Origin of the sequence: Thalassospira profundimaris, assembly GCF_003326675.1 — a bacterium.
Classification (GTDB): Bacteria; Pseudomonadota; Alphaproteobacteria; order Rhodospirillales; family Thalassospiraceae; genus Thalassospira; species Thalassospira aquimaris.
In genome coordinates, this window is sequence record NZ_JPWF01000001.1 from 306,942 (window position 1) to 332,717 (window position 25,776).

The window sequence follows — 25,776 nt, forward strand, 5'->3', positions numbered from 1 at the left end:
GGAAGGCAGGGGCAAAGCAATGGCAAACGATTATATGCGCATCGATGTGATCGGGGTGGGCGAGGCCTTTGACCCCAGTTACGCAAACTCGTCTGTTGTGGTCACGGCCGACAATTATCGTTTGTTGATCGATTGCGGGGCGACCATTGCCGGTCAACTGATGGGCAAGTTTCCCGATCCGGACGAGATTGACGCGATCTATTTTACCCATATGCATCCGGATCACATTTTCGGTCTGATTCCCGTCATGCTGAACTGGCGCGATGATGGTCGGTCAAAACCGCTGCATATTCTGTGCAGCCCGCAATTGCGCACCCATCTTGAAAAACTGATGGAGCTTGGCTTTACGGGGCTTGGCTCGGCATGGCCTTTTACCATCATCTGGCATTCAATCCTTGAAACCGAGATGATCGGTCCGTTCGAATGCAAATTCGCCCGGTCTGATCACAGTGTTCAGAACCATGCGATCCTTCTGCGTTATGCCAATAAGGGATTTGCCTATTCCGGGGACGGGAATGTGACGGCGGATACAGCGGCATTGTTTACCGGCGCTGATCTTGTGTTTCAGGAAACGTATCTTATCCGTCATGACCCGCAACATGCCGCCCATTGCGATCTTGAAACGGTTCTGCAACTTGCATCTGACATGCCCGGCGCACGGTTCTGGCTGTATCACGTCAGACGCGATGTTCGCGCGGAAATGGCCACGATTATTCAGGGAAATGATCAGGTCCGGATGGCTGTCCCTGGCGAGGTAATTGAAATCCGATAATCGGCACGTTGGTGCGGGCAAGGCGCCTGATCAGGCGTCGCATATCGGTTTTCGGTCTGCCAGATATTCGGGGCGTTGCCCGGACGGAATAGAAAACGGGCACCCGCCTGTGCAGGTGCCCGAGAATTCATTTGCCGGAAAATCAGTGAACCGCGCGCGGCTGCATGTCGTGCTGACGGATTGCGGCATCGGCCACGGCGTGGCTTTCGAACGATGCGATATGGGTTCCGTCGGCGGTGAACACGCCATAGACAAGCTCGTCGCTGTCTTCTTCGGCATTGGGAACCTGCCGGACATAGGCAAAGTCATGGATGCCCAACATGGCAAAATCAACATTCGACAACAGGCCGGTATCCTGCGCATCGCGCTGGGTGATTTCACTATCGTGGTGTGCTGTGCGGTTTGTCATTTGAACCACTCCTTGGTTAGGCCTTACCGTTATCAGCCGGCATTGCTGTCTTCGTCTTCGACTTTCATGTCGATGGTACGCGAAGGAACAGCTTTTTTCTTGTTTGATCCAATCGCGATTTCACGCACGACAGGCTCGGGTAATGGTCTGTTCAGATCAACATGAAGCAGGCCGTTATCCAGATGGGCACCGACAACTTCAATACCTTCGGCCAGAACAAATGACCGCTGGAACTGGCGGGATGCGATGCCCCGATGGATATAGACACGCTCGCTGTCATCTTCGGTATGTTTGCCGCGAATGATCAGCTGGTTGTCTTCTGTGGTTACGGACAAATCTTCTTCGGCAAATCCGGCAACTGCGACCGTGATACGCAATTTGTTTTCGGCAATTTGCTCAATGTTATAGGGCGGATAGCCTTCTGCCTTGGTTTTTGACACCTGATCCAGAACGCGTTCGATTTGATCAAAACCCAGAAGCAACGGGCTGTTAAACATAGAAATTCGAGACATTGGCAGCACCTCCTCAGTCAGAGCGAGTGTGAGTTATCATCAGACCCCACGCTTTTGGGCGCTTCGGGCATCCGTTTGTTCGACCCGACTTATTCGGCATCGAACATATCCATCTATTGAAATAAATGTGATTTTCTGCGCGATAGTCAAGACTTCCCTGTTGCTTTGCATCATGGGTCAAACCCGCCAAAACTTATACACAGGAAGCCCACAGGCTGCTTTGGCAGGAATGAAAGGAGTCACCGTCTTGCCTGTGTAAGATCGGGCATTGCATCCAATGCATAATAGGCCACCGACTGATCTTTGCCGCGCAGTGCGACTTCATGCAAAACCGCGTTTTCAGGCAAGGGAATCGGGCCGTGATCAAACAGGGTTTTTGAAATCACCAACGGCACCCCGTGGCCCTTTGTTTGGGCTTCAAGGCGGGCGGTGGTATTGATGGTGTCCCCGATCGCACTGATATTTTCGCGCCCTGGTGGGCCCATTTCCCCGACAATTGCCTTGCCCATATGCATGCCGATACCGATGCGTAACGTATGCGGCAGTTCCGATTTCAAATGTTCATTCAGGCCGTCAATCCGGCGCAACATTTCTGCGGCCCCTTCAAAGGCCTGCATGATGGTCTGTTCGGTATCGTCGCTTTGATGGCCATAAAGCGCCATTAGTCCGTCGCCGGTGAACTGGGCGTAATAACCGCCCGTGCCGCGTAGCGCCTCGGTCATCTCGGCAAAGAACTGGTTTAAGATAAACAAAACGTCATAGGGCATCTTGCGTTCGCCAAGTTTGGTCGAATCGCGCAGATCAATGAACACACAGACAACCTGTCTTTCACTGCCCGACAAACCACCGGGACGACGGCCATCCCGCGCGGTGGCATTTGGCGGCATAAGTGGTGCGACCGACAGATCGTTTTGAGGCCGGATTTGACAGGCAAGCCGCATGCCGCGGGGCGCCTGAATGCTTTTAAGGGCGGCGGCCTCGATCTGGCCGGGAACGGCAAGCTGTTCAAGTCCCGAACCGCAATGCAAACGACATGTGGTGCAACGCCCGTGCCCGCCGCAGACCGATGCCATCGGAATGCCTGCATCACGAAGGGCTTCAAGGGCGGTAGCACCTGGCGGGACACGGATGGATCGACCATTGGGAAGGTTTAACATCGGTCCACGTTTTACCCGGTCGATCGTCTGCCTGATCTGGCGCACTCCGAATGGTGCCAAGGCCAATGCAATCGTCAGGATCGAGCAGGGAATAAGCGCATTTTCATAAAAGCTGATCGCGGCCTGATTGACATTGGCGGCGTCAAGCACCCCGAACACATATTTGCGCCCGCCTTCCTCTGTACGGCGGATGACTTCTGCACTGGCGGCGGCATATCCGGCCAGGGCCAGTGTCGGGATCAGGATCGATGATGTGGCAAGCGCATTGCGCCATTTCGCGTAGAACGGCTTTGCCCGTAGCCAGAAATGAATCCCGATACAGCCGTGGGTCCAGACGACAATCACGGTGATCGCCTGAAGTATTCCCTGAAACGGGATGAAAACCGCAAGATCAAGCAGGACGCGCTCATAATTCGAATCAACATCATGGCCAAGATCAATGATACGCGTTGCAATCAGGTGGCGAAACATCAGGAACGGGATCGACAGGCCAAGGATCATCTGCGCCCATTCCGACTTGCGCAGGCGCAAGGACCGGCGACCGGTCAACCTGCTTGCAGCAAGGATGAAATGGGTGATCAGTGACGCCAGCAGCAGAATTTCAAGCGGTGGAAACTGCCAGATTTCTGTGCTGAAATCGCTGAAATCTTCCATCAGCTCGGGCGATACGATCCCCGCTGTATGATTAAGCAAATGGATCAGAACATAGGCAAACAATACCAGCCCTGAATACAATCGCAGACTTTGGATCATCGTGTCCCGCCGGTTTGCATGAAATCTGTTTACCGCCCTTCGGGCAGAATGCATTAGTTGTGAAGACTGTCTGTAACCATCGTCCCAGTATGACGTCCAATCATAAACACGTTATGTCAGGAAGCGCCCCCCGAAATGTCTCTTTCAGTAAATAACAGTTCTAAAAAAGATCAACTTAATGTTGCGATTGCCCAGATTGCCCCGGTCTGGCTTGATCGCGAGGCGACCCTGCAAAAAGTATCTGACGCCATTTCAGATGCCGCAAATCAAAAGGCAGAACTGATCGGTTTTGGCGAAACGGTTTTGCCCGGATATCCGTTCTGGATTGAACGCACCGACGGTGCGCGCTTCAACGATCCGATCCAGAAGGAAATGCACGCCCATTATCTTGATCAGGCGGTGGTGATCGAACGCGGTGATCTGAATGGCATTTGTGCCCAGGCACGCGATCATGGCATGGCGATTTATCTTGGCATTTATGAACGTCCTGCAGATCGCGGCGGCCACAGCGGATTTTGCAGTCTGGTCTATATCAACGAACTCGGCGTGATTGGGTCAGTTCATCGCAAATTGATGCCGACCTATGAAGAACGCCTGACCTGGTCGCCGGGGGATGGCAATGGTTTGCGCACCCATGCACTTGGTGCATTTCGGGTCGGCGGGCTGAATTGTTGGGAAAACTGGATGCCGCTTGCCCGGACTGCCCTTTATGCCGATGGCGAAGATTTCCATTTCGCCTGCTGGCCCGGTGGAGAACGCAATACGGCAATCTCGCCATTTCTGGCGCAGGAAGGCCGATCCTATGTGATGTCAGTATCGGGATTGATGCGGGTATCTGATTTCCCGGCGGATACGCCCCATCTTGAACGCATTCTTGCGGGCAATGGCGATGCCGAATTTCTCGCCAATGGCGGTTCTTGTCTGGTGGCGCCTGATGGCAGCTATGTGATCGAACCGGTCATAGGGGTCGAGGCCGTCAAGACCGCAACGATTGATCATGCAATGGTCCGGCGCGAACGCCAGAACTTTGATCCGGTCGGACATTATTCCCGTCCGGATGTCCTGAAACTTGATGTGGACCGCCGTCGTCAGACAGCGGCCCGATTTATCGACTGATTGGCTATATGCCTTGTCAGGCGGCGTCTCTGGCCCGCTTGCGGGTCATGAAGGCGACAAGCGATTTTGCAAAATCAAGGCTGCTGATCGGGGTTTCAAGCGACTCCATCGCAGCCTTGTGTACATCGGCCGGGATCAGATCAAGGCGCGATTCCAGCAAGGCCTGCTCATAGGGGCGCATGAATTCCGGATGCGGCTGGATGGATGCGGCATTGCTGCCATATTGCACACCGGCATAGGGGCAGAAATCCGAACTTGCCCAGACAGTTGCGCCTTCGGGAAGCTCAACCACCTGATCCTGATGAAACGCATTGATGCGAATGGTGGATGCACTTCCGCTCAGCCAGTCGCTATTGCCTGCGGTGACATCATATTCATGCACACCAACGCCCCAGCCCTTGTCGGACTTCACAACCTTGCCGCCAAGCGCGGTCGCAAGGATCTGGTGACCGAAACAGATGCCAAATACCGGTTGTCCGGCGTTAACGGCTTCGCGCAGGAAGTCTTGCAGGCGGATCATCCAGGGGGCGTTTTCATAAACACCATGCTTGGAGCCCATGACAACCCAGCCGTCTGCTTCGTTGATTGATGCCGGGAAGACATCTTCAAGAACGGTCCAGGTTTCAAATTCAAGGCTTGAGTCGACATCACCAAGGAGCTTTTCCAACATCTTGGGATAACTTTTAAACTTGTCGCGAAGTTCATCCGGGGCGAACCCGGGTTCAAGAATGCCGATCTTCATGCGGAAACCTTCTTAGACTTCAATGTGGCGCTCATGCTCAGTTATGGGATTTTAGCGCCAAAAACAAGCCCGGTGCTGCGAGAATTCACGCGAATTTTGATCGTAAATGCGAAACCGCCCGGCGAATGACGCGGACGGCTGCATTGTCTGCGATTGAAGGTTGCGATCAACCGGTTGGGGGACGGTTGATCGCATAATGTCCCCGGGGAGCTAACACAGGGAACATATGTCGGGGATCAGGGTTTATCGGTTCAGGTGCAAAGCCCGTGCACCGGCCATGCCTGCAAGCATGGTTGCGACAAAGATGATGGTGTCGGTCTGACCAAAGGCAAGCGCGCTAAGTGCCGGTCCGGGGCAATAGCCAACCAGTCCCCAACCTGCCCCGAACAGGGCACCGCCAAGGATCAGTTTGCCGGTAATGTTTTTGTTGGTCGGCAATTCCAAGCCGCCGCCGCAAACGGCATCGCTGCGCTTTTTGGCAAACTGGAAGATCGGCATGGCGACAATCAAACCGCCGCCCATCACAAAGGCAAGGCTCGGGTCCCAGTCACCATCGGCAATTGCCCAGATGTCAAGGAATCCAAGGACCTTCTGCGGATCAATCATGCCTGAAATGTAAAGACCGGCTCCGAACAGGGTGCCGCAAATCAGGGAAACCAGAATACGCATCATGCTACTCCCATCAGATGGCGGGTAACAAGAACGGTCAGGAACCCGGCAATCATGAAGGACAGGGTGGCAACCAGGGATCGCAGCGAAAAGCGCGACAGACCGCAAATACCGTGGCCGCTGGTGCAGCCACTGCCGATTGTGGTGCCAATACCGACCAGAAGACCGGCCGCAATCACGATTGGCAGCGGACTGGTGACAACGCTTTGGGCTTCGATTGATGTGCCAGTCATCAGGACAAGCGGGCCGACAATCAGGCCAATCAAAAAGACCAGCCGTTCAATCATCGGTGTGCTGCCTTTTGACGATGTCAAAAGACCACCGACAATGCCGCTGATCCCGGCGATCCGGCCATTCAGCAAAAGATACAGACCGGAAGCCAAGCCGATAAGTCCGCCGCCGATAAGGGCAGAGACAGGGGTAAAGTTTTCCATCAGTTTTCCGTCGTGCAAGACTTTATATTAAAACATGCGAATTAACTGATTCTATCATTCTTGATCGATATTTCGCAAGTTGAAATAACACCCTGTTTACTGTGCAAACGCTGCCGTCGATAGGTGCGCTGCTACCATCAAGTTTAACACCGTCATGTCACTTAACTTTTGGTTTTCCGGCGGTCACAAGTATTTGCAATGGCGTATGTTTTGATCGATTCCAGTTGATGCAAATAATTCGCAAAACAATTTGCATCGATATCAAGCTGGTGTTACCTGAATTGAAGGGGGCAAACCCGGCTTTTCCGACATGCGATACAGGGACCATAGCAACGTGAAGACTGACCAAAACATCTATGTTGCCTGTATCGGGCCCGACAAAATGGCCCCGTCGCTCAGCAACCCGGCGGAATTTGCGCCTGTGGTTTTTGACCGGTTCGAACAATATGACCTGCCTGCGCAGGATTTGACACGTTTCGCCGCCTTGTCGATTTCAATCCATGCAGATCAACGTTTCCTGTTGTCCCACAAGGACCGTTTGGAGGCCTATCTTGATCAGGGCGGGATTGTCTTGTGGAACGGTCCGATGGCCTATGAGGTAATTGATGGCGTCGGTGCCTTTTTACCGAGACCCCAGCGAAATCTGACCGGATTAAAAATTACACGCTTGGCTGAACATCCGCTGTTTGCCGGTGTCTCGGGCGAAGATTTGACATTCCGGCGCGGTGTGGCCGGTTTCTGGGGGCGCGGTCATAATGCGGCACCCGAAGGTGCTGTGTTGCTGAATGGCATGGATGAAGAACCGGAACAGGCCCCGATTGACTGGATCTGGCAACGACCCAAAGGCGGCATTGTAATCAGCCACGCCGGCAATGATTTCCTGACCTTTGCGCTGGCCGGGATCGGCACCGGTGCCGATCTGCTTGCATCAAACTTTGCCGTCTGGCTGACAGACCAGGTGCACACGATGTCGGAGAAACGGGCATGACGATTTCAATACCGACATCGACCCCGCAAAACGCACGGCCCAAACTGATCGCGCTTGATGGCGGGACGGGGTATCACAAGGTCACGTTCGAAGATCCGAAAATAGCCGAACATATTGATCATGTGATTTATATCCGGGACCTTTGTGATGATGACCTGATTGATGCTGCGGGCCTGATCATTGCGTGTCGCACCCCGGCCGAGGCCATCGTACCCCATGCCGCCCGCATTCGCGCCTTTCTGGATCGTGGTGGACTTGTGGTGGCGATGGGGGACACCGGACAGGAAAAATGGCTGCCCGATGTTTCACGCGAACAGGTGGAAACCAATTTCTGGTGGTGGCTCGAGCCCGGTGCTGATCTTGGGCTGGAGATCGCCCGACCCGACCATGATCTGTTTACCGCCCTTGGCAAGGCCGATGTCAGCTGGCATCTCCATGATCTGTTTGATGTACCTGCCGGTGCGGTATCGCTTGTCGATTACAAGGACGGGCGTTCTGTCCTGTATGAAGACACAACCAGTTTCAAGGGTCGTCTGGTCGTGACATCGCTTGATCCGATGTATCATCACGGGGCCTATTTTATGCCTGCCACCACCCGGTTTTTGTATGGATTTATCCCCTGGGTGCGCCGTTCGCTGGATGCTGGAAATCAAATGTGATGAGACAAAAGTCACCATCCGATTTAACCATCTGATTTCATTGATTCTTATCTATCTTGCCAAAGTCCGGAAATCAGCGGATATAGCATTATCTTTGGTTGCGGTTCGTGACGGTTGCGTCCGGCCCTTTTTCGGATTTCAAAACATAAATGAGCAAGGATCGTCTGTCGGCCAGTCGTCGTCTTGATGTCGCATTGGCACTGGTGGCGCAGAGTGATTATGTCGCTGCAATTGATGTGGCGCGTGCAGCCATTTCTGCAGACGCGGAATGGGACGAAGCCCATTTTACCCTTGGCGATATTTATGAACGTGCCGGTGAAACCGAAAATGCCGTCGAAGCATTCCGCCAGTATCTGATCCTTGATCCGGTCGACCGCATGGGGGCCGAGGTGCGGCTTACCTTGCTTGGGGCTGCTGCAATGCGTGATCGCTTGCCGCCTGATTATGTGCGCGCACTTTTTGACGATTATGCGCCGCGCTTTGAAATCAGTCTGCGGGATCGTCTGGCTTATCGCGGACCGGAACTGCTGTTTGAAGCGGTGCGTCCCTATTTGCCAAATATGCTGCGTCCGCTCGAAGTTCTGGATCTTGGCTGCGGAACCGGTCTGGTTGGCGAAGTCTTTGCCGGTCATTTTGATGCGATGGATGGCATCGATCTTTCGCCGCGCATGATCAACCGGGCGCGAGCCAAGGGCATCTATCGGACCCTGGTGGCGGGTGATATTACCGACCTGCCCGCCGATCTTGGGTCGGACTATGGTTTGGTGATTGCCGCTGATGTTTTGAACTATCTCGGTGATCTTGCCCCGGCATTGCGTGCCGCCCATGCCCGGATGAAGCCGGGTGGTCTGATGGTTCTGACCCTTGAACATGGGGATGCCTTCCCGTTTGATCTTGGTCCGGGGCAGCGTTTCCGCCATCACCAGCGCGCTGTGCTGGAATGGGTCAATGAATGCGGGTTTGAACTGGTTTCCGATGAACTGGGCGTGCTGCGTCAGGAAAAGGGAAATCCGGTCGAAGGCCGCATCATGGTTGCGCGTGCGATTGATGCCTTGTCGGTTATGGCCGGCAACCTGGTCTCGCAAAGCGATCCGGATCAGGCATCGGGCCATACCCTGCACTAAGCCTCTTTGATCTGATCTTCCGGACAGAATTGATCTGTGCAATCAATGCGTTCTGTTGCAGATGGCATTGATTGCTGGCGTAAAATCGGGTTTTCTGTTTTTCTCTGTGGTGCCGGGACATACGGCCTTCTAGCAAAGAGACAGATCAGATGTTCGCTCAGTGGCGCGAATCACTTCAGCATTTTATGGACTGGTTTCTGCGTAAACGCGCAGAAATGCGGTTCTTTTTTGCCAAACTGTTCACCGTTTTCATCCTGATCAATCTTGGATGTTACTGGTGGGCGCTACTGACGACCTATCCGCAATTGCTGACGTCCTGGAAGGGTGACGAATATATCCTGATGGGATTTCCGGTCGCGGTGATGGGGGCGTTGTTTGATGCCCTGTCATTCTATGTAACCGTCGAAATCGTCCGGCGTGCGCTTGCAACCAAAAGCAACGTTCAGTTCGTCAGTTACCTTAGCGTCGATATCCTGATCGCGATCATCGCCACTTTCTGGGTGCTGTTTGCCTTTGTGGCTTCGGGCTGGTTGGTCAGTGTTGTGCTGGATCGCCCCGAAACCATGTCTTATCGGACTGATCTTTATGAAAGCCGGTTCTGGAATGCGGTTCTGCATCCGTTTGAACCCGATAATCTGCGCAATCTCTATTTCGGTATGATGATGGGGGCATCGGCCCTGTTGCCGACATTGTATCATTTCGGTTTGGCGCTTTTCTCTGCGCTGCGCTGGATGTTCGGGCGTTTTAGACTGGCGGGTTCATAATCGTGGCAATTTGGATAAGACGCGTCGCCATACTCGGTTTTTGGGGATTGGCTTTTATCATCGGTTTTCTGTCACTTTTGCCCGCTGAAAACCTGCCGGATGTTCGGATTTGGGACAAGATCGAGCATCTGATCGCTTATGGTGCATTGGCGATGTGCGGCTTGATTGCCTATCCCTCGCACGCATTCAAGGTGATTGCCGCTACCATTGCTTATGGCATCGCGGTTGAATTTGGTCAGGGTCTGGTGCCCGGGCGCGATCCCAGTTTTGGCGATGTGATTGCCAATAGTCTCGGTGCTGTGATTGCGGCGTTAGTTGTGCGCCTTGCACCTGTTCAGCGCCTGTTTCCTTCCAGCACGACCTGACGTCTTTGGGGCTGCAAGAATGATCGGGGTCTGAATGCGAAACCTTCAGACCCCGTTGTTCGGATATCACGCCTTGGGCATATCGCCGCGAATGATATAGGCCAGCGCCTGAACCACTTGCTCCGGCTCCCGCGCGACGCCATTTGCTGCGCCATCAACTTCCTTAAGCGCGTGATCGTGCTCGGTCGGGTGCAGTGTGATGTACGGGATGCCCAGAGCGGCTGCATAACCGGCATCAAAGGCAGCATTCCACTGCTTATATTTTTCGCCAAAACGGATCACGGCAAGATCAGATTTTGACAGAAGGGTCTTGGTCCGCATGGCATTAAGCTGCGCACCTTTACGGTCGTGCCAGAACTTGTTTTCCTCGGGCCCGAAAACGGCAACACCGCAGTCATCGGAATCTTCATGCATGGTGATCGGGGCGACCAGTTCGACCGGAAGACCTGCCTCCTTGACGCCAGCAGCGATACGTTCGCGCCAGTCGCTGTGAATCTCGCCCGATAAGTAAACCGTCCAGATCTTGGTCATGTTTCTGTCCCTGTTTGATTCTGATGATGGGGATGGCCCATCCTGACTGTTTGATGGTGCATCCTAGTGCAACATCGTTCGCACCTCCACCGGGTGCGCGCAGATTTTGGGTCAATTGTCGGAAAGCTTTGCCCGGATTCATGTATGAAATGACGCCAGAAACCACAAAACCCGCCGCCAAGGGCAACGGGTTTTGTATCACTAAGTCGTTAGTGTTCAGAGACGTCACTATCTAGTGGCGGTTTTTCCACCCTGACGTGTCGCCATGAACCAGGCCATGGCAATTGCGGTTGCCATCAAGGCAATCCCGGCGATATCGATCCAAAGATTGGCCGGGAAGACCAGAAGGGCGGCGGAAAAACCGAACAGAACCCGGTTGGTCATCGACAATCTTGGGCCGATGGGCGCAATGCCCTGAATGGCGATGGCCATCATGATCGCCCCGCTCATATAAAGCAGGCTGCTATAAACAATGTCCTGCCATTCCCCGATCAAAAGCAGTTCGGGTACATAGGCAAAGCTGAACGGCATGATGATGATGGTTGCCCCGTATTTAAGCGCCGAGAACCCCGTGCGCATGGGTGGGGCCTTGGCAATTGCCGCCCCGGCAAAGGCCGCGACACAAACCGGTGGCGTAATGTTTGAAAGACATGCTGCGTAAAACACCGCAAGGTGGGCTGCAACAGTCGGTACGCCAAGCTGGATCAGGGCAGGGGCCGCGACAACGGAAAGAATGATATAGGACCCGGTCGTTGATGATCCCATGCCGATAATGATCGATACAAGGGTCACAAGACAGACCGCGATAAACAGGTTGCCGCCGGAAAAATCGATCAGCACGGACGAGAATTTAAGACCAAGACCGGCAAGAACAATCCCGCCAATGATGATGCCCAGTGTCCCGATGGCAGCGCCCGCCGAACTGTTGCTTTGCGCACCCCCGATAAGGCCCTGAAGGATCGCCTTTGGTCCCATGCGGGTTTCGCGGTCACGCCAGGAAAGAACCGCTGCCGATACCGTCCCCCAAAATGCACAGAACTCAGCAGAGAACCCTGCAAACAGAAGGCCGATAACCACCACAAGCGGCATAAAGAAATGCCAGCCCTTTGCGATGACATCACGGACACGCGGTGTTTCTTCGCGCGGAATTCCGCGCAGGCCAAGGCGCGCTGCCTCAAGGTCGACCATCGACAGCAAAAAGATAAAGAACACCAGCGCCGGGATAACGTTCATCAGCGCGATGGTCAGGTAGCTGGTCTCGGTCAGGGTGGCGAGAATAAACACACCTGCCCCCATGACCGGCGGCATGAATTGTCCCCCGGTTGAGGCAATCGCCTCGATCGCACCGGCATCATGGGACTTGAACCCGGTTCGTTTCATCAACGGAATGGTAAAGGATCCGGTGGTTACAACGTTGGCCACCGAGGACCCGGAAATCGATCCGAACAGGGCGGATGTCAAAACCGCAATTTTGGCCGGTCCCCCGCGCCAGCGTCCGGCAACCGCAGTACCAAGGTCCATAAAGAACTTGCCCGCACCGCTGCGCTCCAGAAAGGCGCCGAAAATCATGAAGGGAAACACAAAGGTCGCAAAGGTCGCGGTTACGACCCCGAAAATCGCTTCCTGTGTTGAATAGGTAAATTCCAGAATGCGTTCAATCGACATGCCCGGATGCGACAAACGACCGGGCAGATACTGTCCGTAAAAAAGCTGAAGCAAAAAGGCGATGGCAATCAGCGAAATTATCGGTCCAAGAGCGCGGCGGCTGGTTTCAAGCAGGATCAGGATCGCCAGCGACCCCATGATCAGATCGGTCTGGTTGGGCGATGAAACCCGGAACATCGCATAGCTGACATATTGGTCAATCCAATAGCCAAATACCGCAACGGTCAGGATCACCAGCCCGATATCAAGAATGCTGAAACGATCTGTCGGGGATTTCCGCGTTGCCGGAAACAGCATGAACACCAGGACCGAGGTCAGCATCAGATAGATGCCCCGGTTGCTTTGGGTCGATACAAGACCAAATCCCGAAGTATAAAGGTAAAAACCGGCAAAACCGGCGGCAACAAGGTTGAAAGCCAGCGCCTGGGGTCCGCTCAGGGTGCGTTTCGCGCCCTCGACCCGCATCAGCCAGGAAGTATCTGTCATTTGGTCGCGCAATCCAATTCAAGACAAAACAGGTCTGCCCGACACAGGGCCGGGCAGACAGGACGTCAAAACTTATTCAACCCACTGACCGGTTTCGCGGTAATAGGCTTCTGCGCCCGGATGCATCGGCGCACCCAGTGACAGGAAGTTCTTGGTGTCAGGCTTCATCTGGCCCCAGGCCTTGTGACCTGCGGCAAGTGCGTCCTGTTTGTCATAGGCCGCGGCAAGCATGCGCTTGACGACATCATCACTCACCCGTTCATGGGCAACCCAGTAAACAGTTGTGTACGGCATGTCGGTTGCCGGAACGCCCTTATAGGTCGTCTCTGGCATGGTGCCGGTGTGATAGAACGGATATTTCGTGTTGATCTTGCCAAGTTCCTCGTCGCTATAGGGGACGACGATAACATTGTTGGTTTCGGCAAGTTCGGTCACGGCTGCTGCGGGCGCCGAGGACTGGCAGAATGCATCGATCTGGCCATTGGCAAGCGCACGGCCCGCATCCCCAAAGGTCATCATCTGCGGTTCGATTTCTTCAAGCAGACCAAGCGATCCCAGAATGTTCGAACAGTTGAACACCGTCCCCGAACCCGGAGGACCAAGTGCGACTTTTTTGTCGGCAAGATCGGAAAGCGACTTGATGTCATTGCCTTCAAGGGTCACGAAATAGGTCGGACCCTGATAGGCCATTGCGACACCGCGCAACATCGTGCCTTTGTCGTCACTGGCAAACGGACCGGTCTGCTCAAGCGACATGTAAACGTGTGAACCGTAAACGATCCCCATATCAAGCTCGCCCTTGATCAGGCGCTTGGCATTTTCCGTGGAGCCGCCCGTGGTGACCTGGGTGATGTTGACATCGGGTAAATCCTTGCCCAGTTCGGTGCCGGCAACACCGACCATGTAATACATCACGCCGCCCGGGTTCGAGCCGCCCCAGGCAATATCGGTTTTGCTTTGGGCGATGGCAGATGTGGCAATCAAAGTACCCAGTGCAGTCAAGGCAAGCGTATTTGACAGTCTCTGAAACATAAGTTCCTCCCGATTTGAAAGTTTTGGGCGTGTTGTTTTTGTTATCGCCCGTTTCCGGTGTTTTGATTTCCGGACGGGGCGGCGATCAGGTGATCCCGCCCCAAAGAAGTCCTTTAGCGATTGATATTGCGGAAAGTGTTGGACAGGGTGCCGATGCCCTCGATTTCGATGGACACTTCATCCCCGGCCTTAAGGTAGCGCGGTGGTTCAAATCCGATGCCAACACCGGCAGGGGTGCCCGTGGCAATCACATCACCAGGCATCAGGGTAACGCCCGCGGAAATGGTTGCGATGATGGTCGGAATATCAAAGATCAGAAGCCCGGTATTCGATTCCTGGCGCAGCTCTTTATTGACGTGGCAGCGAATGGCGGTGTTCGCGATATCAAGCGAATCCCGCGTTACGGCCCACGGCCCCATCGGACAGAACGTGTCTTGCGATTTTCCAATCAGCCACTGGCTGTATTTGCCTTGCAGGTCGCGGGCGGTAACGTCATTGACGATTGTGTAGCCCCAGACATAATCAAAGGCATTTTCCGGCGAAATCGCACGTCCACCCTTGCCGATGATCACGGCAAGTTCGGCTTCATAATCCACAGCTTCGCTTGCGCTGCTGTCGATGATGACGTCATCCTGATGGGCAACAACCGTTTCGGGCACCTTGGAAAAGATGATCGGATTCTTGGGAACGGCACCGGCGGCAGCACTGGAATCAAAGCCGCTTTTGGAAAACTCGTGGGCGTGTTCCATATAGTTTTTGCCGACGCAGAAAATATTGCGCAGCGGGCGCGGCACAGGGGCCAGCAAAGTCACATCCGCAAGAGAAATCGGCTCTTTGCGGTCTGGCAGTGCGCCCCGGTCAATAAGCGACAATACACCGCGTGCGGCGTCTTCGGCGGATAAGTCGAACGGTACAACGACACCGCGATCTTCAAGAATCTCGCCAACGCCAACTGCACCATTTGTCCTGAACGTTGCAATCTTCAAGCCAAATCTCCAAAAATAATATACCAATTCAGTCCATTTCGCTGATTTTGATATACCAATGCCCCAACCAAGTCAACCAATTCGCGTATTAATAAACCAGTGGTGGTCATTTATAGCAGAAAACAGCCAAAACAGGCTGGACCTTTCAGCTCAAACCTGTTAATTGGATCACAATTGGTTGGATAAAGGGTATCTCTATGACGCGCACAAGCGCCGACGACATTGCAGTTGAATTGCGTAATCGGATTGAAGACGGACGCTGGCCCGATGGCACGCGAATCCCGCCGGAAAGAGACCTGGCAAAAGAATTTGATGTTGCCCGCAATACGGTGCGTCGTGCCTGTGATCTGCTTCAGCAGGATAATCTTCTTGCACGCTATGTCGGACGGGGAACCTATGTGACGGCCAATGCCAAATCCGGGTCACTGGCCGATATCGCCGCCCGGATGGAAGGAACAAGTCCGGCCGACATGATGGAAATCCGTCTGTTGCTGGAACCCGAAGCCGCGGCCTTTGCCGCCACCAACGCCACCTCGGCGGAGCTTGCGAATATCGAGGCCGCACACCTAAATGCTGTTGCTGCCGGTGATATGCCGACGTTTGAACAATGGGATACCGAGTTCCACAAACTGGTTTTTGATTGTTCGCGCAATGAATTGCTGCGCGAGATCAATAATATCCTGACCTTCCTGCGCAATCAGGGTCCGTGGTTCGAAATGAAGAAACGGTCATTTTCTGACGAGCGCCGCCTGCGCTATTGCGATGAGCATGCCCGCATCGTCGATGCGCTTAATCAACGCCTGCCCGGCGAGGCCCGCGACGCCATGCATGCCCATCTGGTCACGGTGCAAAGAAACATGCTTGGCCGTTAATCCAGCCCGCCTGCATTCTCTGTTTCCGGTGCCCTGCAAATGCGGGGCATTTGGCTTTTTGGGGTGGAATGTTTAACCGGGGCGAGGCTGCTTCGCCTGTTTCATGGAAAAACACCCTTAAACGACAAAACCCGTCGCCAAAGGCAACGGGTTTTGAATGGTGGAGCTGATCAGGATCGAACTGACGACCTCTACAATGCCATTGTAGCGCTCTCCCAACTGAGCTACAGCCCCACTTTAGTCCGCGTCGCAGATTTGCCTAAGCATTCTCTGCGGCGCGGCGCATATTTAGAAGGTTCGCCAAATGTTGGCAAGACCTAATTTCAAAATTTCTTAGCGATCGTCGTCGTCTGATTCGACATGCTCGTAGACTTCGCCAAGATCATCATCATCTTCGCCAAGATCCGAAGCATCTTCGAGAATATCATCGTCGAGATCGGTATCGACATCATCGTCAAGATCGGTGACGTCATCAATGTCTTCATCTTCTTCCGGTGCCGGTTTGGCAACCGCGGCTTTCTTGACCTTGGTCACGCCATCAGGTGTTTTGCATTTCGGGCAAACAACCGGGCTACGGTTCAGGTCATAATACTTGGTACCACAGGCGAGGCAGTGACGTTTCTTACCGCGTGCTGACATTACGGCAAATCCTCTTAATTACCGATATCATCTAAGAAAAAGACTCTGTGTCGCGAAGTGCTGCATTGCAGCGCAAAGCGTAATGTCTGAAAGGCCCAATTGCCATCTTGTTGGCGGCTTGTCAAAAGGAAATTTGTCCTTTCGCACATTGATCCGCCAATGATGTGAAACAGGCCCGCCATAACATCAATCTTCACGCCAAAATTTGGGTTCGATGCTGGTGCCTGACAACCGCTTGTGCTAGAGCAGGAAGCAGTGGTCCCCATGCAGTGTGAGCGCCCCGAAACCCGGCTGCACCATATGTGTGGTTCCACGTCGTAAAAACGTAAAATCAAACCGATACTGACAGGTACGCTTCAATGAGTTCTTCGCAAACCAAACGCCCGCTTTCTTCGGCCAAAACAGGACCAATTTCGGGCGATATCCGGGTGCCGGGTGACAAGTCGATTTCCCATCGCTCCCTGATGTTTGGTGGTCTGGCAATCGGTACGACCAAGGTTACCGGCCTGCTTGAAGGCGAAGACGTTCTGGCAACGGCGGATGCAATGCGCAAACTTGGCGCGACCGTCACCCGTGATGACGATGGCACCTGGCATGTGACGGGGGTTGGCGTTGGCGCATTGCGCGAACCTGACAGCGTGATTGATATGGGCAATGCCGGGACCGGCATTCGTTTGATGGCCGGTATCGTTGCCACCCATCCGATCACCACGTTCTTTACGGGCGATGCGTCGCTGTGCAAACGTCCGATGGGCCGTGTTGCCGATCCGCTTTCGGAATTCGGGGCGCAATTCATCACCCGTGATCGCGGTCGCCCGCCGATGGCTGTCATTGGCACGGACGAGGCAAAGCCTGTTACCTATACCCTGCCGATGGCATCGGCCCAGGTGAAATCGGCGGTGATGCTGGCTGGTCTTAATACGACCGGCACCACGACCGTAATCGAACCCAAACCGTCGCGTGATCATACCGAACGGATGCTGCGCCACTTCGGGGTCGCGGTTGACGTCAAAATCAATGACGATGGCGGCCGCACCGTCAGCCTGACCGGCCCGGTCGAGATGAAGGCCGCCGACATTGTTGTTCCGACCGATCCGAGCTCGGCTGCTTTCCCGATGGTTGCGGCCCTGATCAATCCGGAATCGAACGTGACCATTCGCGATGTCTGCCTGAACCCGCTGCGTACGGGCCTGATCACCACCCTGATTGAAATGGGTGGCGATATCACCATCACCAATGAACGCGAAGAAGCCGGTGAGACCATCGGTGATCTGGTTGTGACCGGCAAAAACCGTCTGAAGGGTATTGTGGTTCCGGCTGAACGCGCACCTTCGATGATCGACGAATATCCGGTTCTTGCGGTTGCCGCGGCCTATGCCGATGGCGAAACCCGCATGTGCGACCTTGAAGAATTGCGGGTCAAGGAATCGGATCGTCTGGCTGCGGTTGCCGCCGGTCTTGAAGCCAATGGTGTTATTCACCGCATCGAAGGTGATGACCTGATCGTGACCGGTGGCGTTGTTCCCGGTGGCGGCATGGTCGAAACCCATTTGGATCACAGGATTGCCATGTCGTTCCTGGTGCTTGGTCTTGGTGCGGAAAACCCGGTTGCGGTTGATGATGCCAACCCGATTGCCACGAGCTTCCCGAATTTCGAAAAGCTGATGGGGGATATGGGCGCAAAATTTGCGCTGCATTCCTGATCGCGCGTACCCAATATATAAAGCAATACCGAGCCGTTATATAAACAGGGAGCGAAGCATATGATCATCGCCATTGATGGGCCGGCTGCGTCCGGCAAGGGGACTTTGGCGCGCCGAGTCGCGGACGCAATGGACTATGCCTACCTTGATACCGGCCTTTTATACCGGGCCGCCGGTGCAAAAGTTTTGGCCGCAAATGCCAACCCGGAAAACGAGGATGCGGCAGTTTCCGCCGCAGAAAATCTGAGTGCCGATGATTTGCAGGGCGAAGAACTGCGCAGCGAGGAAGTTGGAACAGCTGCCTCTAAAGTTGCAGCGATTCCAAAGGTTCGCGCGGTCTTGCTGGACTTCCAGCGTACCCTTGCAACCACCCCGCCGGGCGGCAAGCGCGGTGCGGTTCTTGATGGCCGCGATATTGGAACGGTCGTTTGCCCCGAAGCTCCAATCAAGTTTTATCTGACAGCTTCGGTCGAAGAACGCGCAAACCGTCGGTTCAAACAGTTGCAGGAAAAAAATCCCGCTGCTATATACGAGCGCGTTCTCAAAGAGCTTGAAGAACGGGATGCCCGAGACAGTGCCCGCGATGTCGCACCGCTCACCATGGCAAAAGACGCAATCCATATCGATACGGACCGTCTGAATGCCAATGCAGTGTACGATGCCGTTATGGCGCATATTCGCACCCACATGGGTGAGAATGACTGATCAAAGGGCGTTTTAACCGTCAGGCGATGAACGATTCCGAGGTGCCGGCCATATGGTCAGTCCCTAAGGTGAACGACATGTGCGTTCACCTTTTCGTCTATTGAAGATACGTCTTCCCTAAGCGTCCGGAATTGGACTGCGACTGACAAAATTGCCGCGATTTTGCGGTTTTAAGACCACCGGACACAACCGGTTGGCCAGAATATAATGACGATACTCGAAAGGAAGTCTGGTTTATGACCATCGCTGATGAAGCACTATTCTCGACCGGCGAAGATTTTGCCGCTCTGCTTGCTGAAACCCTCGGTTCTGAAGACGAAGGTTTCGTTGGCCGCGTAATGACCGGTACGGTCGTTAAGAAAACTGACGACGACGCAATCGTTGACGTTGGCCTCAAATCCGAAGGCCGCGTTCCGCTTAAAGAATTTGGCGCAGGCGAAGTAAACATTGGCGACACAGTTGATGTTTATGTCGACCGCTATGAAAACAAAGATGGCCTGATCGTTCTGTCGCGCGAAAAAGCGCGCCGCGAAGAAGCTTGGGTTGAACTTGAAAAACAGTTCTCCGAAGGCAAACGCGTTGACGGCACCATCTTTGGTCGCGTTAAAGGCGGCTTCACCGTTGACCTGTCGGGTGCAGTTGCATTCCTTCCGGGCAGCCAGGTTGATATCCGTCCGGTCCGTGACGTTACCCCGCTGATGAACAACCCGCAGCCGTTCCAGATCCTGAAAATGGATCGTTCGCGCGGTAACATCGTGGTTTCGCGTCGTGCAGTTCTCGAAGAGACCCGTGCAGAACAGCGTGCTGAACTGATCCAGAACCTCCAGGAAGGTCAGGTTCTTGACGGCGTTGTCAAAAACATCACCGATTACGGCGCATTCGTCGATCTCGGCGGCGTTGATGGCCTGCTGCACGTTACCGACATCGCTTGGAAACGCATCAACCATCCGTCCGAAGCACTTCAGATCGGCCAGACTGTTAAAGTACAGGTCATCCGCTTCAACAGCGAAACCCAGCGTATCTCGCTTGGCATGAAGCAGCTTGAAGCTGATCCGTGGGAAGGCGTCGAAGCCAAATACCCGGTCGGTTCGAAATTCGAAGGTCGTGTCACCAACATCACCGATTACGGCGCATTCGTCGAACTCGAAGCTGGTGTCGAAGGCCTGGTCCACGTTTCCGAAATGTCCTGGACCAAGAAAAACATCCACCCGGGCAAAATCGTTTCGACCTCGCAGGAAGTCGAAGTCATGGTGCTCGACGTCGATGCACAGAAGCGTCGTATCTCGCTTGGTCTCAAGCAGTGCACCTCGAACCCGTGGGATGCCTTCCTTGCAGCTCACCCGGTCGAGTCCGAGATCGAAGGCGAAGTCAAGAACATCACCGAATTCGGTCTGTTCATTGGCCTTCTGGGCGGCATCGACGGTATGGCTCACCTCTCGGACCTGTCATGGGACCGCGCTGGTGAAGAAGTCATCAAAGAATACAAAAAAGGCGACATCGTCAAAGCCAAGGTTCTTGACGTTGACGTTGAAAAAGAACGCATCTCGCTTGGCATCAAACAGCTTGCTGGCGATCCGTTCAAAGAAGCAGTTACCGGTATCAAGCGTGGTGAAACCGTCACCTGCGAGATCACCGAAGTTAACGACGGCGGCATCGAAGTTGCTGTTGGCGACACCGAACTGAAAGGCTTCATCCGTAAAGCTGAACTGGCGCGTGAGCGTTCGGAACAGCGTCCGGAGCGCTTCGCAGTTGGTGAAAAAGTCGACGCACGCGTTACCGCAATCGACGCCAAAACCCGTAAAGTTTCCCTCTCGGTCAAAGCTCTTGAAGTTGCTGACGAGAAGAAAGCAATGGCGGATTACGGCTCTGCTGACAGCGGCGCATCACTCGGCGATATCCTCGGCGAAGCTCTGCGCAAAAAGCAGGAAGGCGGCGAATAAGCCTCCCTCCCAGGAAATACAGTCTGCTTTCGGGTGGACTGAAAAGACGGGTCGCACATTGTGCGGCCCGTTTTCTTTTGCGCATTCGCGATGGGCATCCGGACCGAGATCAAGATTGAGATCGGGATAGCTGTTAAGGGCTTGGTAGCCGTCTATATCGATGGCGGCTGCGATGGGTAACAACTTATCTGATCGCTGAAGCGCGCTCCTCTCACGGGAATTTCTGCGTGGTTCCGGCGGACAATACAGTCCGTGGTCCCGGCCCCTCAGACGGGCTGTCTGTACGGCCTTTCGGGATGGTTTTCTTGGTTGGCAAGTGCTGCCAGCCTGATTTCGGCTAGCGCCCGGAATTGTCACACTAAATTGTATATCATCCGAGTTTTGACCCCGGATTGGTGCCCGGTGCTGTCCTGTTCGCCATTTTTCGCGAAAATTTTGATTTTAAACACTTTTTGTCCTTGCCTTCTGGTCCGAGAAAAACCATTTGAAAAGGCAGGTTTCGGGGTTGGGCCCGGCTTAAGTCTTTGATTGAAAAATTATAACCGGGGCACCGTAAATGGCGCTTGATGCCGATATCCTGCTTGATCGACGTCGCTTGAAAAAATCCATCTTTCGCTGGCGTGTCGTGGCGGCCATTGCAGTGCTTGCCGTCATCGTAATCGGTCTGGCCGGAACCGGTGTTCAGAACAGTGTTCTGGGCGGGCTTGGTCCCCGGATTGTCGAGATCAACATCGAAGGCGTGATCACAGAAGACCCGTATCTTCTTGATGCGCTGGCCGCGATTGAAGATGACAGCAACGTTGTTGGCGTAATTGTCCATATCAACAGTCCCGGCGGCACCATGGTTGGTGGTGAAACTTTGTTCGAGGCCCTGCGCCGTATCGGGGAAACCCGACCGATTGTTGCCGAAATGGGCACGGTTGCCGCATCGGGTGGCTATATGACGGCGATTGCCGCTGACCATATCGTCGCACGTCGCGGCACGATCACCGGATCTATCGGGGTGATTTTCCAGTCGATGAATTTTAACGGAACGCTGGAAAAGCTTGGTGTTGAACCGCTGACAGTTAAAAGCGGCCCGCTTAAAGCGGCACCCAACCCGTTCGAACCGGTTGATGATGCTGCAAAAACGGCCATGCAGGGCCTGATTTCCGACATGTTTGACGTGTTTGTCGGAATGGTTGCCGAACGGCGTGAAATGCCGGTCGCAACGGTAAAAACATTGGCAGATGGCCGGGTCTATACCGGACAGCAGGCACTTGCCAATGGTTTGATTGATGAAATTGGAGGCCGTCGTGAAGCCTTGCACTGGCTTGAAACCCAAGCCGGTGTCACGCCGGAAGCGGACGTAGTGCCGCTTGAAATCGAGTACCCGGAAGACGATTTGATGACTGCACTCTTTGAAGGAAACCTTGGAAAAGTGCTGTCATCTGAGGGGCTTAAACTTGACGGTTTGCTGGTGGTCTGGCAACCTGAGTGAGAGTTATCCGATAAAACAATCTAATCCGCGGTTGAGTGAGACTGTCAGCACGAACAGGATGGGGCCTGGAAATGACGAAATCTGAATTGATTGCCCGACTTGCTGAGTTGAATCCGCATCTCTATCAGCGAGATGTCGAACGGATTGTTGCAACGATCTTTGATGAAATTACCGACGCACTTGCCCGTGGAGACCGGGTCGAGCTTCGCGGTTTCGGTGCTTTCTCTGTCAAACAGCGTGATTCGCGTGTGGGACGTAACCCGCGTACCGGTGATGCGGTTCCGGTTGGCGAGAAAAAGGTTCCCTATTTCAAAACCGGCAAGCAGCTCCGCGAACGTTTGAACTGATTTCCGCTTGCGGATACTGATCGGCGTTCCGGCCCGGCCGGATAATGCAAACTGCCACGACACAGCCATGCTGTGTCGTTGGTGGCTTGGCTTTTGCCGCCTGTTTGCGCCATACTGTCGATCCGATCCCGAACGTCTACCTGTGGCCTGATTTCGGGGATGTCCGGTTTGCCGGGCATCTGCCGCCATCCCGTCAGGCACAAGGAGCCAAGAATGCGTATCCTTTACTGGATTATCTCCATACCGCTTGCGGTTCTGATTGCCGTATTTGCCGTGTCCAACCGCGCGGCTGTGACCCTGTCGCTCTGGCCTTTGCCCTATGAGGTCGACCTTCCGCTGTTTCTGCCGATCATGGTGGCCCTGCTTTTGGGGCTGGGCATCGGATTTGCCTATGAATGGCTGATCCATGGCAAGCATCGCCGGGCGGTGCGCCGGATGGATAGCGAACTGAAACGCATCAAAACCGACGATACGACCCCGAAATCCGATCAAAAGGCACTCGGGCACAGCTGATACAGACAAGGGCTCCTTTCAGGGGCCCTTTTTTGTGCTGCTTTGATAATGTGTCTTGCCTGTGCATAGGGCCATGCAGGGACGTTGGGCTATTTGACATTGGCCTTTGTGGATAAATCGGATAAGCCATGTCCGGTCCGCACTGCCTGAATGTGGGCCATGACCCAATTGCAAACCGCCAGAGGACATCATGACCCAGACACTTTCCCCAAAAGACCGCATCTTCTGTGCCATTGATACCACCGACCTTGATCATGCCATTGATCTGGCATCCAAGCTGTCTGGCGTGATTGGCGGGGCCAAACTGGGCAAGGAATTCTTTGCGGCCCACGGTCCACAGGGTGTCCGCGCGGTTGCCAAGGCTGGTATGCCGATCTTCCTTGATGTCAAATATCACGATATCCCCAATACGGTGGCTGGTGCCATTCACGCCGTTACCCCGATGGGGCTTAAGATCGTCAATGTTCATGCCGCTGGCGGCATCGAAATGATGAAGCGCGCTGGCGAGGCCGCCCGCGAAGCGGCCGACAAGGCCGGTGTTGAAGTGCCATGGGTGATTGCAGTCACCATCCTGACCAGCATGGATCAGGGCGATCTTGATGATGTCGGCCTGAAAGGCCCGATTGACGAACGCGTGGTCAAACTGGCCGAACTGACCCGGAAGGCCGGTCTTGACGGTGTTGTTTGCTCGGCCAAGGAAATTACCCCGGTCCGTGCGGCCCTTGGCCCGGATTTCAAACTGATTACGCCGGGTATTCGTCCGGCCTGGGCATCAAGTGACGATCAGAAACGTATCGTCACCCCGGCCGATGCGGTTGCCATGGGCAGTGACGTTCTGGTCATCGGCCGTCCGATCACCAAGGCTGATGATCCTGTCGAAGCTGCCAAGCGCATTGTTGCCGAGCTTTCATAATCTGTCCTGATCTGGCCTTCCCCAGACCAAGGCATCCAAATTCGCAAAAGGCCCGGCATTATCCGGGCCTTTTGTCTGTCTGCTTTTGGATCGTAAGAAGCTGTGAATGCAATGCATGGTGCCATGCGGTTTTTGCGATGGTTTGGCGGATCGATTTATCTAAGAATTGAATCGTTTCAAAATTTCGTGCACTATCGCTATCTCGCAGTTGCACAAAATTCGGGTCGCATGGACCGACACGAATTTTTCTGGATATTTCTGACATGACTGATACCGCCACCGACCGGGGTTTCCTCGGTAATTTGCCGATTCTGGCGCTTGCCCTTGCCTCCTTCGGGATTGGTACGACCGAATTCGTCATCATGGGCCTGTTGCCCGACGTTGCCCTTGATCTTGGCATCACCATTCCCGATGCCGGTTTGCTGGTGACGGGCTATGCGCTTGGTGTGACGTTCGGCGCGCCGTTCCTTGCCATTGCAACAGCACGGATGGACCGCAGGCGCGCGCTTTTGCTGCTGATTTCCATCTTTATCCTTGGCAATTTCCTGTGTGCCGTTGCCCCGGATTACTGGACGCTGATGGCGGCCCGTGTTGTCACGGCATTCTGCCACGGCGCGTTCTTTGGCCTTGGTGCAGTTGTGGCATCGAACCTTGTTGCCCCGCATAAACGGGTACAGGCAATCGCCCTGATGTTTTCGGGCCTGACCCTTGCCAATGTGCTTGGTGTTCCGTTCGGAACCGCACTTGGTCAGGAACTTGGCTGGCGGTCGACTTTCTGGGCTGTGGTTTTGATCGGTGTGGTGGCTGCGGGTGGTCTTTATGTTGCGCTGCCGCGTAAAATTGCCGCCTCAACCGGAAGTCTGATGCGCGAAGCCAGATCGCTTGGCAAGGTACAGGTTCTGTTTGCCATGCTGATTTCGGTTCTGGCCTCGGCCAGCCTGTTCAGCGTCTTTACCTACATCACCCCGATGCTTCAGGAAATCACCGGCATTTCCCCGCGCCAGGTTACCTATGTGCTGTTGCTGTTCGGGGTCGGTTTGACCATCGGCAACTATATTGGCGGCCGCCTTGGTGACTGGCGTTTGATGCCGGCGATCATTATCGCCTTTGTGTTGCTGATTGTTATTCTGGCGATGTTTACAGCAACCCTGACCGAAATCATCCCGGCGGTGATCACGGTGGTGCTGTGGGGTGTGATGGCCTTTGTTCTGGTCTCGCCACTGCAGATGCGTGTGGTGAACGAGGCGTCAGAAGCCCCGAATTTGGCCTCAACCCTTAATCAGGGTGCCTTCAATCTTGGCAATGCGGGTGGTGCATGGTTTGGCGGCTTGGCGATCACGCATGGCGTTTCCTATCAGCATATTCCGTGGCTGGGTGCAGGAATTGCGCTTTTGGCCCTGCTGTTCACGGTCTGGAGCCACCTTTTGGACCGTGGCGAGGAAGTGCTTGTTGAAAATGGTGCCAGTGCCTGATTGATCTTTCTGATCTTGCTGCAAATAC

At 54.3% G+C, this 25,776-nt stretch carries 27 protein-coding genes and 1 tRNA gene; 16 read left to right on the forward strand and 12 right to left on the reverse strand.

Features of this window, described 5'->3' with window-relative positions; all coding sequences use genetic code 11:
- The first annotated feature begins 19 nt into the window (after positions 1-19).
- Positions 20-772, forward strand: a complete 753-nt coding sequence (locus tag TH19_RS01510) for an MBL fold metallo-hydrolase (protein ID WP_114100542.1) — start codon at positions 20-22, stop codon at positions 770-772.
- A 142-nt stretch (positions 773-914) separates the two neighbouring features.
- On the opposite strand, the gene TH19_RS01515 is transcribed toward TH19_RS01510, so the two are convergent.
- The 3 genes from TH19_RS01515 to TH19_RS01525 all read right to left on the reverse strand — a co-directional run bounded on the left by TH19_RS01515 (position 915) and on the right by TH19_RS01525 (position 3,603).
- Entirely contained in the window at positions 915-1,181 is a 267-nt protein-coding gene (locus TH19_RS01515) for a DUF1150 family protein (RefSeq protein ID WP_114100543.1), read from the reverse strand.
- Positions 1,182-1,213: 32 nt separating this feature from the next.
- Positions 1,214-1,693 (reverse strand): Hsp20 family protein, encoded by a 480-nt coding sequence (locus tag TH19_RS01520; protein WP_114100544.1) that lies wholly within the window; start codon positions 1,691-1,693, stop codon positions 1,214-1,216.
- Between the two features lie 239 nt (positions 1,694-1,932).
- A complete protein-coding gene (locus TH19_RS01525; protein ID WP_114100545.1) occupies positions 1,933-3,603 on the reverse strand; it encodes an adenylate/guanylate cyclase domain-containing protein in 1,671 nt (556 codons plus the stop codon).
- A 135-nt stretch (positions 3,604-3,738) separates the two neighbouring features.
- On the opposite strand from TH19_RS01525, the gene TH19_RS01530 reads away from it, so the two are divergent.
- Positions 3,739-4,719, forward strand: coding sequence for a carbon-nitrogen hydrolase family protein (locus tag TH19_RS01530; RefSeq protein ID WP_114100546.1), 981 nt, complete (start codon positions 3,739-3,741; stop codon positions 4,717-4,719).
- Positions 4,720-4,735: 16 nt separating this feature from the next.
- On the opposite strand, the gene TH19_RS01535 is transcribed toward TH19_RS01530, so the two are convergent.
- From TH19_RS01535 to TH19_RS01545, 3 genes are all read right to left on the reverse strand, one after another.
- Positions 4,736-5,461 carry a glutamine amidotransferase-related protein gene (locus TH19_RS01535; RefSeq protein ID WP_114100547.1) on the reverse strand — a complete coding sequence of 242 codons (726 nt, stop codon included), beginning with the start codon at positions 5,459-5,461 and terminating at the stop codon, positions 4,736-4,738.
- Positions 5,462-5,704: 243 nt separating this feature from the next.
- Positions 5,705-6,133, reverse strand: a complete 429-nt coding sequence (locus TH19_RS01540; RefSeq protein ID WP_258547780.1) for a DUF6691 family protein — start codon at positions 6,131-6,133, stop codon at positions 5,705-5,707.
- Entirely contained in the window at positions 6,130-6,564 is a 435-nt protein-coding gene (locus TH19_RS01545; protein WP_114100548.1) for a YeeE/YedE family protein, read from the reverse strand. Before TH19_RS01545 ends, TH19_RS01540 begins: the two co-directional genes overlap by 4 nt.
- Before the next feature lie 334 nt (positions 6,565-6,898).
- On the opposite strand from TH19_RS01545, the gene TH19_RS01550 reads away from it, so the two are divergent.
- The 5 genes from TH19_RS01550 (at position 6,899) to TH19_RS01570 (ending at position 10,464) form a co-directional block, all read left to right on the forward strand.
- Positions 6,899-7,552 (forward strand): hypothetical protein, encoded by a 654-nt coding sequence (locus TH19_RS01550; protein WP_114100549.1) that lies wholly within the window; start codon positions 6,899-6,901, stop codon positions 7,550-7,552.
- Entirely contained in the window at positions 7,549-8,211 is a 663-nt protein-coding gene (locus TH19_RS01555; RefSeq protein WP_114100550.1) for a hypothetical protein, read from the forward strand. The genes TH19_RS01550 and TH19_RS01555 overlap by 4 nt, the downstream gene beginning before the upstream one ends.
- A gap of 149 nt (positions 8,212-8,360) precedes the next feature.
- Positions 8,361-9,335 (forward strand): class I SAM-dependent DNA methyltransferase, encoded by a 975-nt coding sequence (locus TH19_RS01560; protein WP_114100551.1) that lies wholly within the window; start codon positions 8,361-8,363, stop codon positions 9,333-9,335.
- Between the two features lie 149 nt (positions 9,336-9,484).
- Positions 9,485-10,099, forward strand: coding sequence for a hypothetical protein (locus tag TH19_RS01565; RefSeq protein ID WP_147250691.1), 615 nt, complete (start codon positions 9,485-9,487; stop codon positions 10,097-10,099).
- 47 nt (positions 10,100-10,146) lie between these two features.
- Entirely contained in the window at positions 10,147-10,464 is a 318-nt protein-coding gene (locus TH19_RS01570; protein WP_114100553.1) for a VanZ family protein, read from the forward strand.
- Positions 10,465-10,530: 66 nt separating this feature from the next.
- Here TH19_RS01570 and TH19_RS01575 read toward each other — a convergent pair whose 3' ends face one another.
- The 4 genes from TH19_RS01575 to TH19_RS01590 all read right to left on the reverse strand — a co-directional run bounded on the left by TH19_RS01575 (position 10,531) and on the right by TH19_RS01590 (position 15,164).
- Positions 10,531-10,995 (reverse strand): YtoQ family protein, encoded by a 465-nt coding sequence (locus tag TH19_RS01575; RefSeq protein WP_114100554.1) that lies wholly within the window; start codon positions 10,993-10,995, stop codon positions 10,531-10,533.
- A gap of 228 nt (positions 10,996-11,223) precedes the next feature.
- Positions 11,224-13,146 (reverse strand): TRAP transporter permease, encoded by a 1,923-nt coding sequence (locus tag TH19_RS01580; RefSeq protein WP_114100555.1) that lies wholly within the window; start codon positions 13,144-13,146, stop codon positions 11,224-11,226.
- A 72-nt stretch (positions 13,147-13,218) separates the two neighbouring features.
- On the reverse strand, positions 13,219-14,178 hold the full coding sequence (locus TH19_RS01585) for a TAXI family TRAP transporter solute-binding subunit (RefSeq protein WP_114100556.1): 960 nt from the start codon (positions 14,176-14,178) through the stop codon (positions 13,219-13,221).
- 113 nt (positions 14,179-14,291) lie between these two features.
- Positions 14,292-15,164, reverse strand: coding sequence for a fumarylacetoacetate hydrolase family protein (locus tag TH19_RS01590; RefSeq protein ID WP_114100557.1), 873 nt, complete (start codon positions 15,162-15,164; stop codon positions 14,292-14,294).
- Between the two features lie 197 nt (positions 15,165-15,361).
- On the opposite strand from TH19_RS01590, the gene TH19_RS01595 reads away from it, so the two are divergent.
- Complete coding sequence (locus TH19_RS01595; RefSeq protein ID WP_114100558.1) at positions 15,362-16,036, forward strand: FadR/GntR family transcriptional regulator; 675 nt, start codon at positions 15,362-15,364, stop codon at positions 16,034-16,036.
- 158 nt (positions 16,037-16,194) lie between these two features.
- On the opposite strand, the gene TH19_RS01600 is transcribed toward TH19_RS01595, so the two are convergent.
- Positions 16,195-16,270: transfer RNA gene (locus TH19_RS01600), tRNA-Ala, on the reverse strand.
- A 99-nt stretch (positions 16,271-16,369) separates the two neighbouring features.
- On the reverse strand, positions 16,370-16,675 hold the full coding sequence (locus tag TH19_RS01605) for an FYDLN acid domain-containing protein (protein WP_114100559.1): 306 nt from the start codon (positions 16,673-16,675) through the stop codon (positions 16,370-16,372).
- Positions 16,676-17,034: 359 nt separating this feature from the next.
- On the opposite strand from TH19_RS01605, the gene aroA reads away from it, so the two are divergent.
- The 8 genes from aroA to TH19_RS01645 all read left to right on the forward strand — a co-directional run bounded on the left by aroA (position 17,035) and on the right by TH19_RS01645 (position 25,748).
- Positions 17,035-18,378: a 3-phosphoshikimate 1-carboxyvinyltransferase gene (gene aroA, locus TH19_RS01610; RefSeq protein WP_114100560.1), complete on the forward strand. Its 1,344-nt coding sequence runs from the start codon at positions 17,035-17,037 to the stop codon at positions 18,376-18,378.
- A gap of 60 nt (positions 18,379-18,438) precedes the next feature.
- On the forward strand, positions 18,439-19,083 hold the full coding sequence (gene cmk, locus TH19_RS01615) for a (d)CMP kinase (protein ID WP_114100561.1): 645 nt from the start codon (positions 18,439-18,441) through the stop codon (positions 19,081-19,083).
- A 236-nt stretch (positions 19,084-19,319) separates the two neighbouring features.
- A complete protein-coding gene (rpsA, locus tag TH19_RS01620; RefSeq protein WP_114100562.1) occupies positions 19,320-21,023 on the forward strand; it encodes a 30S ribosomal protein S1 in 1,704 nt (567 codons plus the stop codon).
- Positions 21,024-21,579: 556 nt separating this feature from the next.
- On the forward strand, positions 21,580-22,503 hold the full coding sequence (gene sppA, locus TH19_RS01625) for a signal peptide peptidase SppA (protein WP_114100563.1): 924 nt from the start codon (positions 21,580-21,582) through the stop codon (positions 22,501-22,503).
- Between the two features lie 71 nt (positions 22,504-22,574).
- On the forward strand, positions 22,575-22,850 hold the full coding sequence (gene ihfB / locus TH19_RS01630; RefSeq protein ID WP_114100564.1) for an integration host factor subunit beta: 276 nt from the start codon (positions 22,575-22,577) through the stop codon (positions 22,848-22,850).
- Positions 22,851-23,063: 213 nt separating this feature from the next.
- Positions 23,064-23,363, forward strand: a complete 300-nt coding sequence (locus TH19_RS01635; protein WP_114100565.1) for a LapA family protein — start codon at positions 23,064-23,066, stop codon at positions 23,361-23,363.
- 190 nt (positions 23,364-23,553) lie between these two features.
- Positions 23,554-24,276 carry an orotidine-5'-phosphate decarboxylase gene (gene pyrF / locus TH19_RS01640; RefSeq protein ID WP_114100566.1) on the forward strand — a complete coding sequence of 241 codons (723 nt, stop codon included), beginning with the start codon at positions 23,554-23,556 and terminating at the stop codon, positions 24,274-24,276.
- A gap of 263 nt (positions 24,277-24,539) precedes the next feature.
- A complete protein-coding gene (locus tag TH19_RS01645; protein ID WP_114100567.1) occupies positions 24,540-25,748 on the forward strand; it encodes an MFS transporter in 1,209 nt (402 codons plus the stop codon).
- Positions 25,749-25,776: the final 28 nt, after the last annotated feature.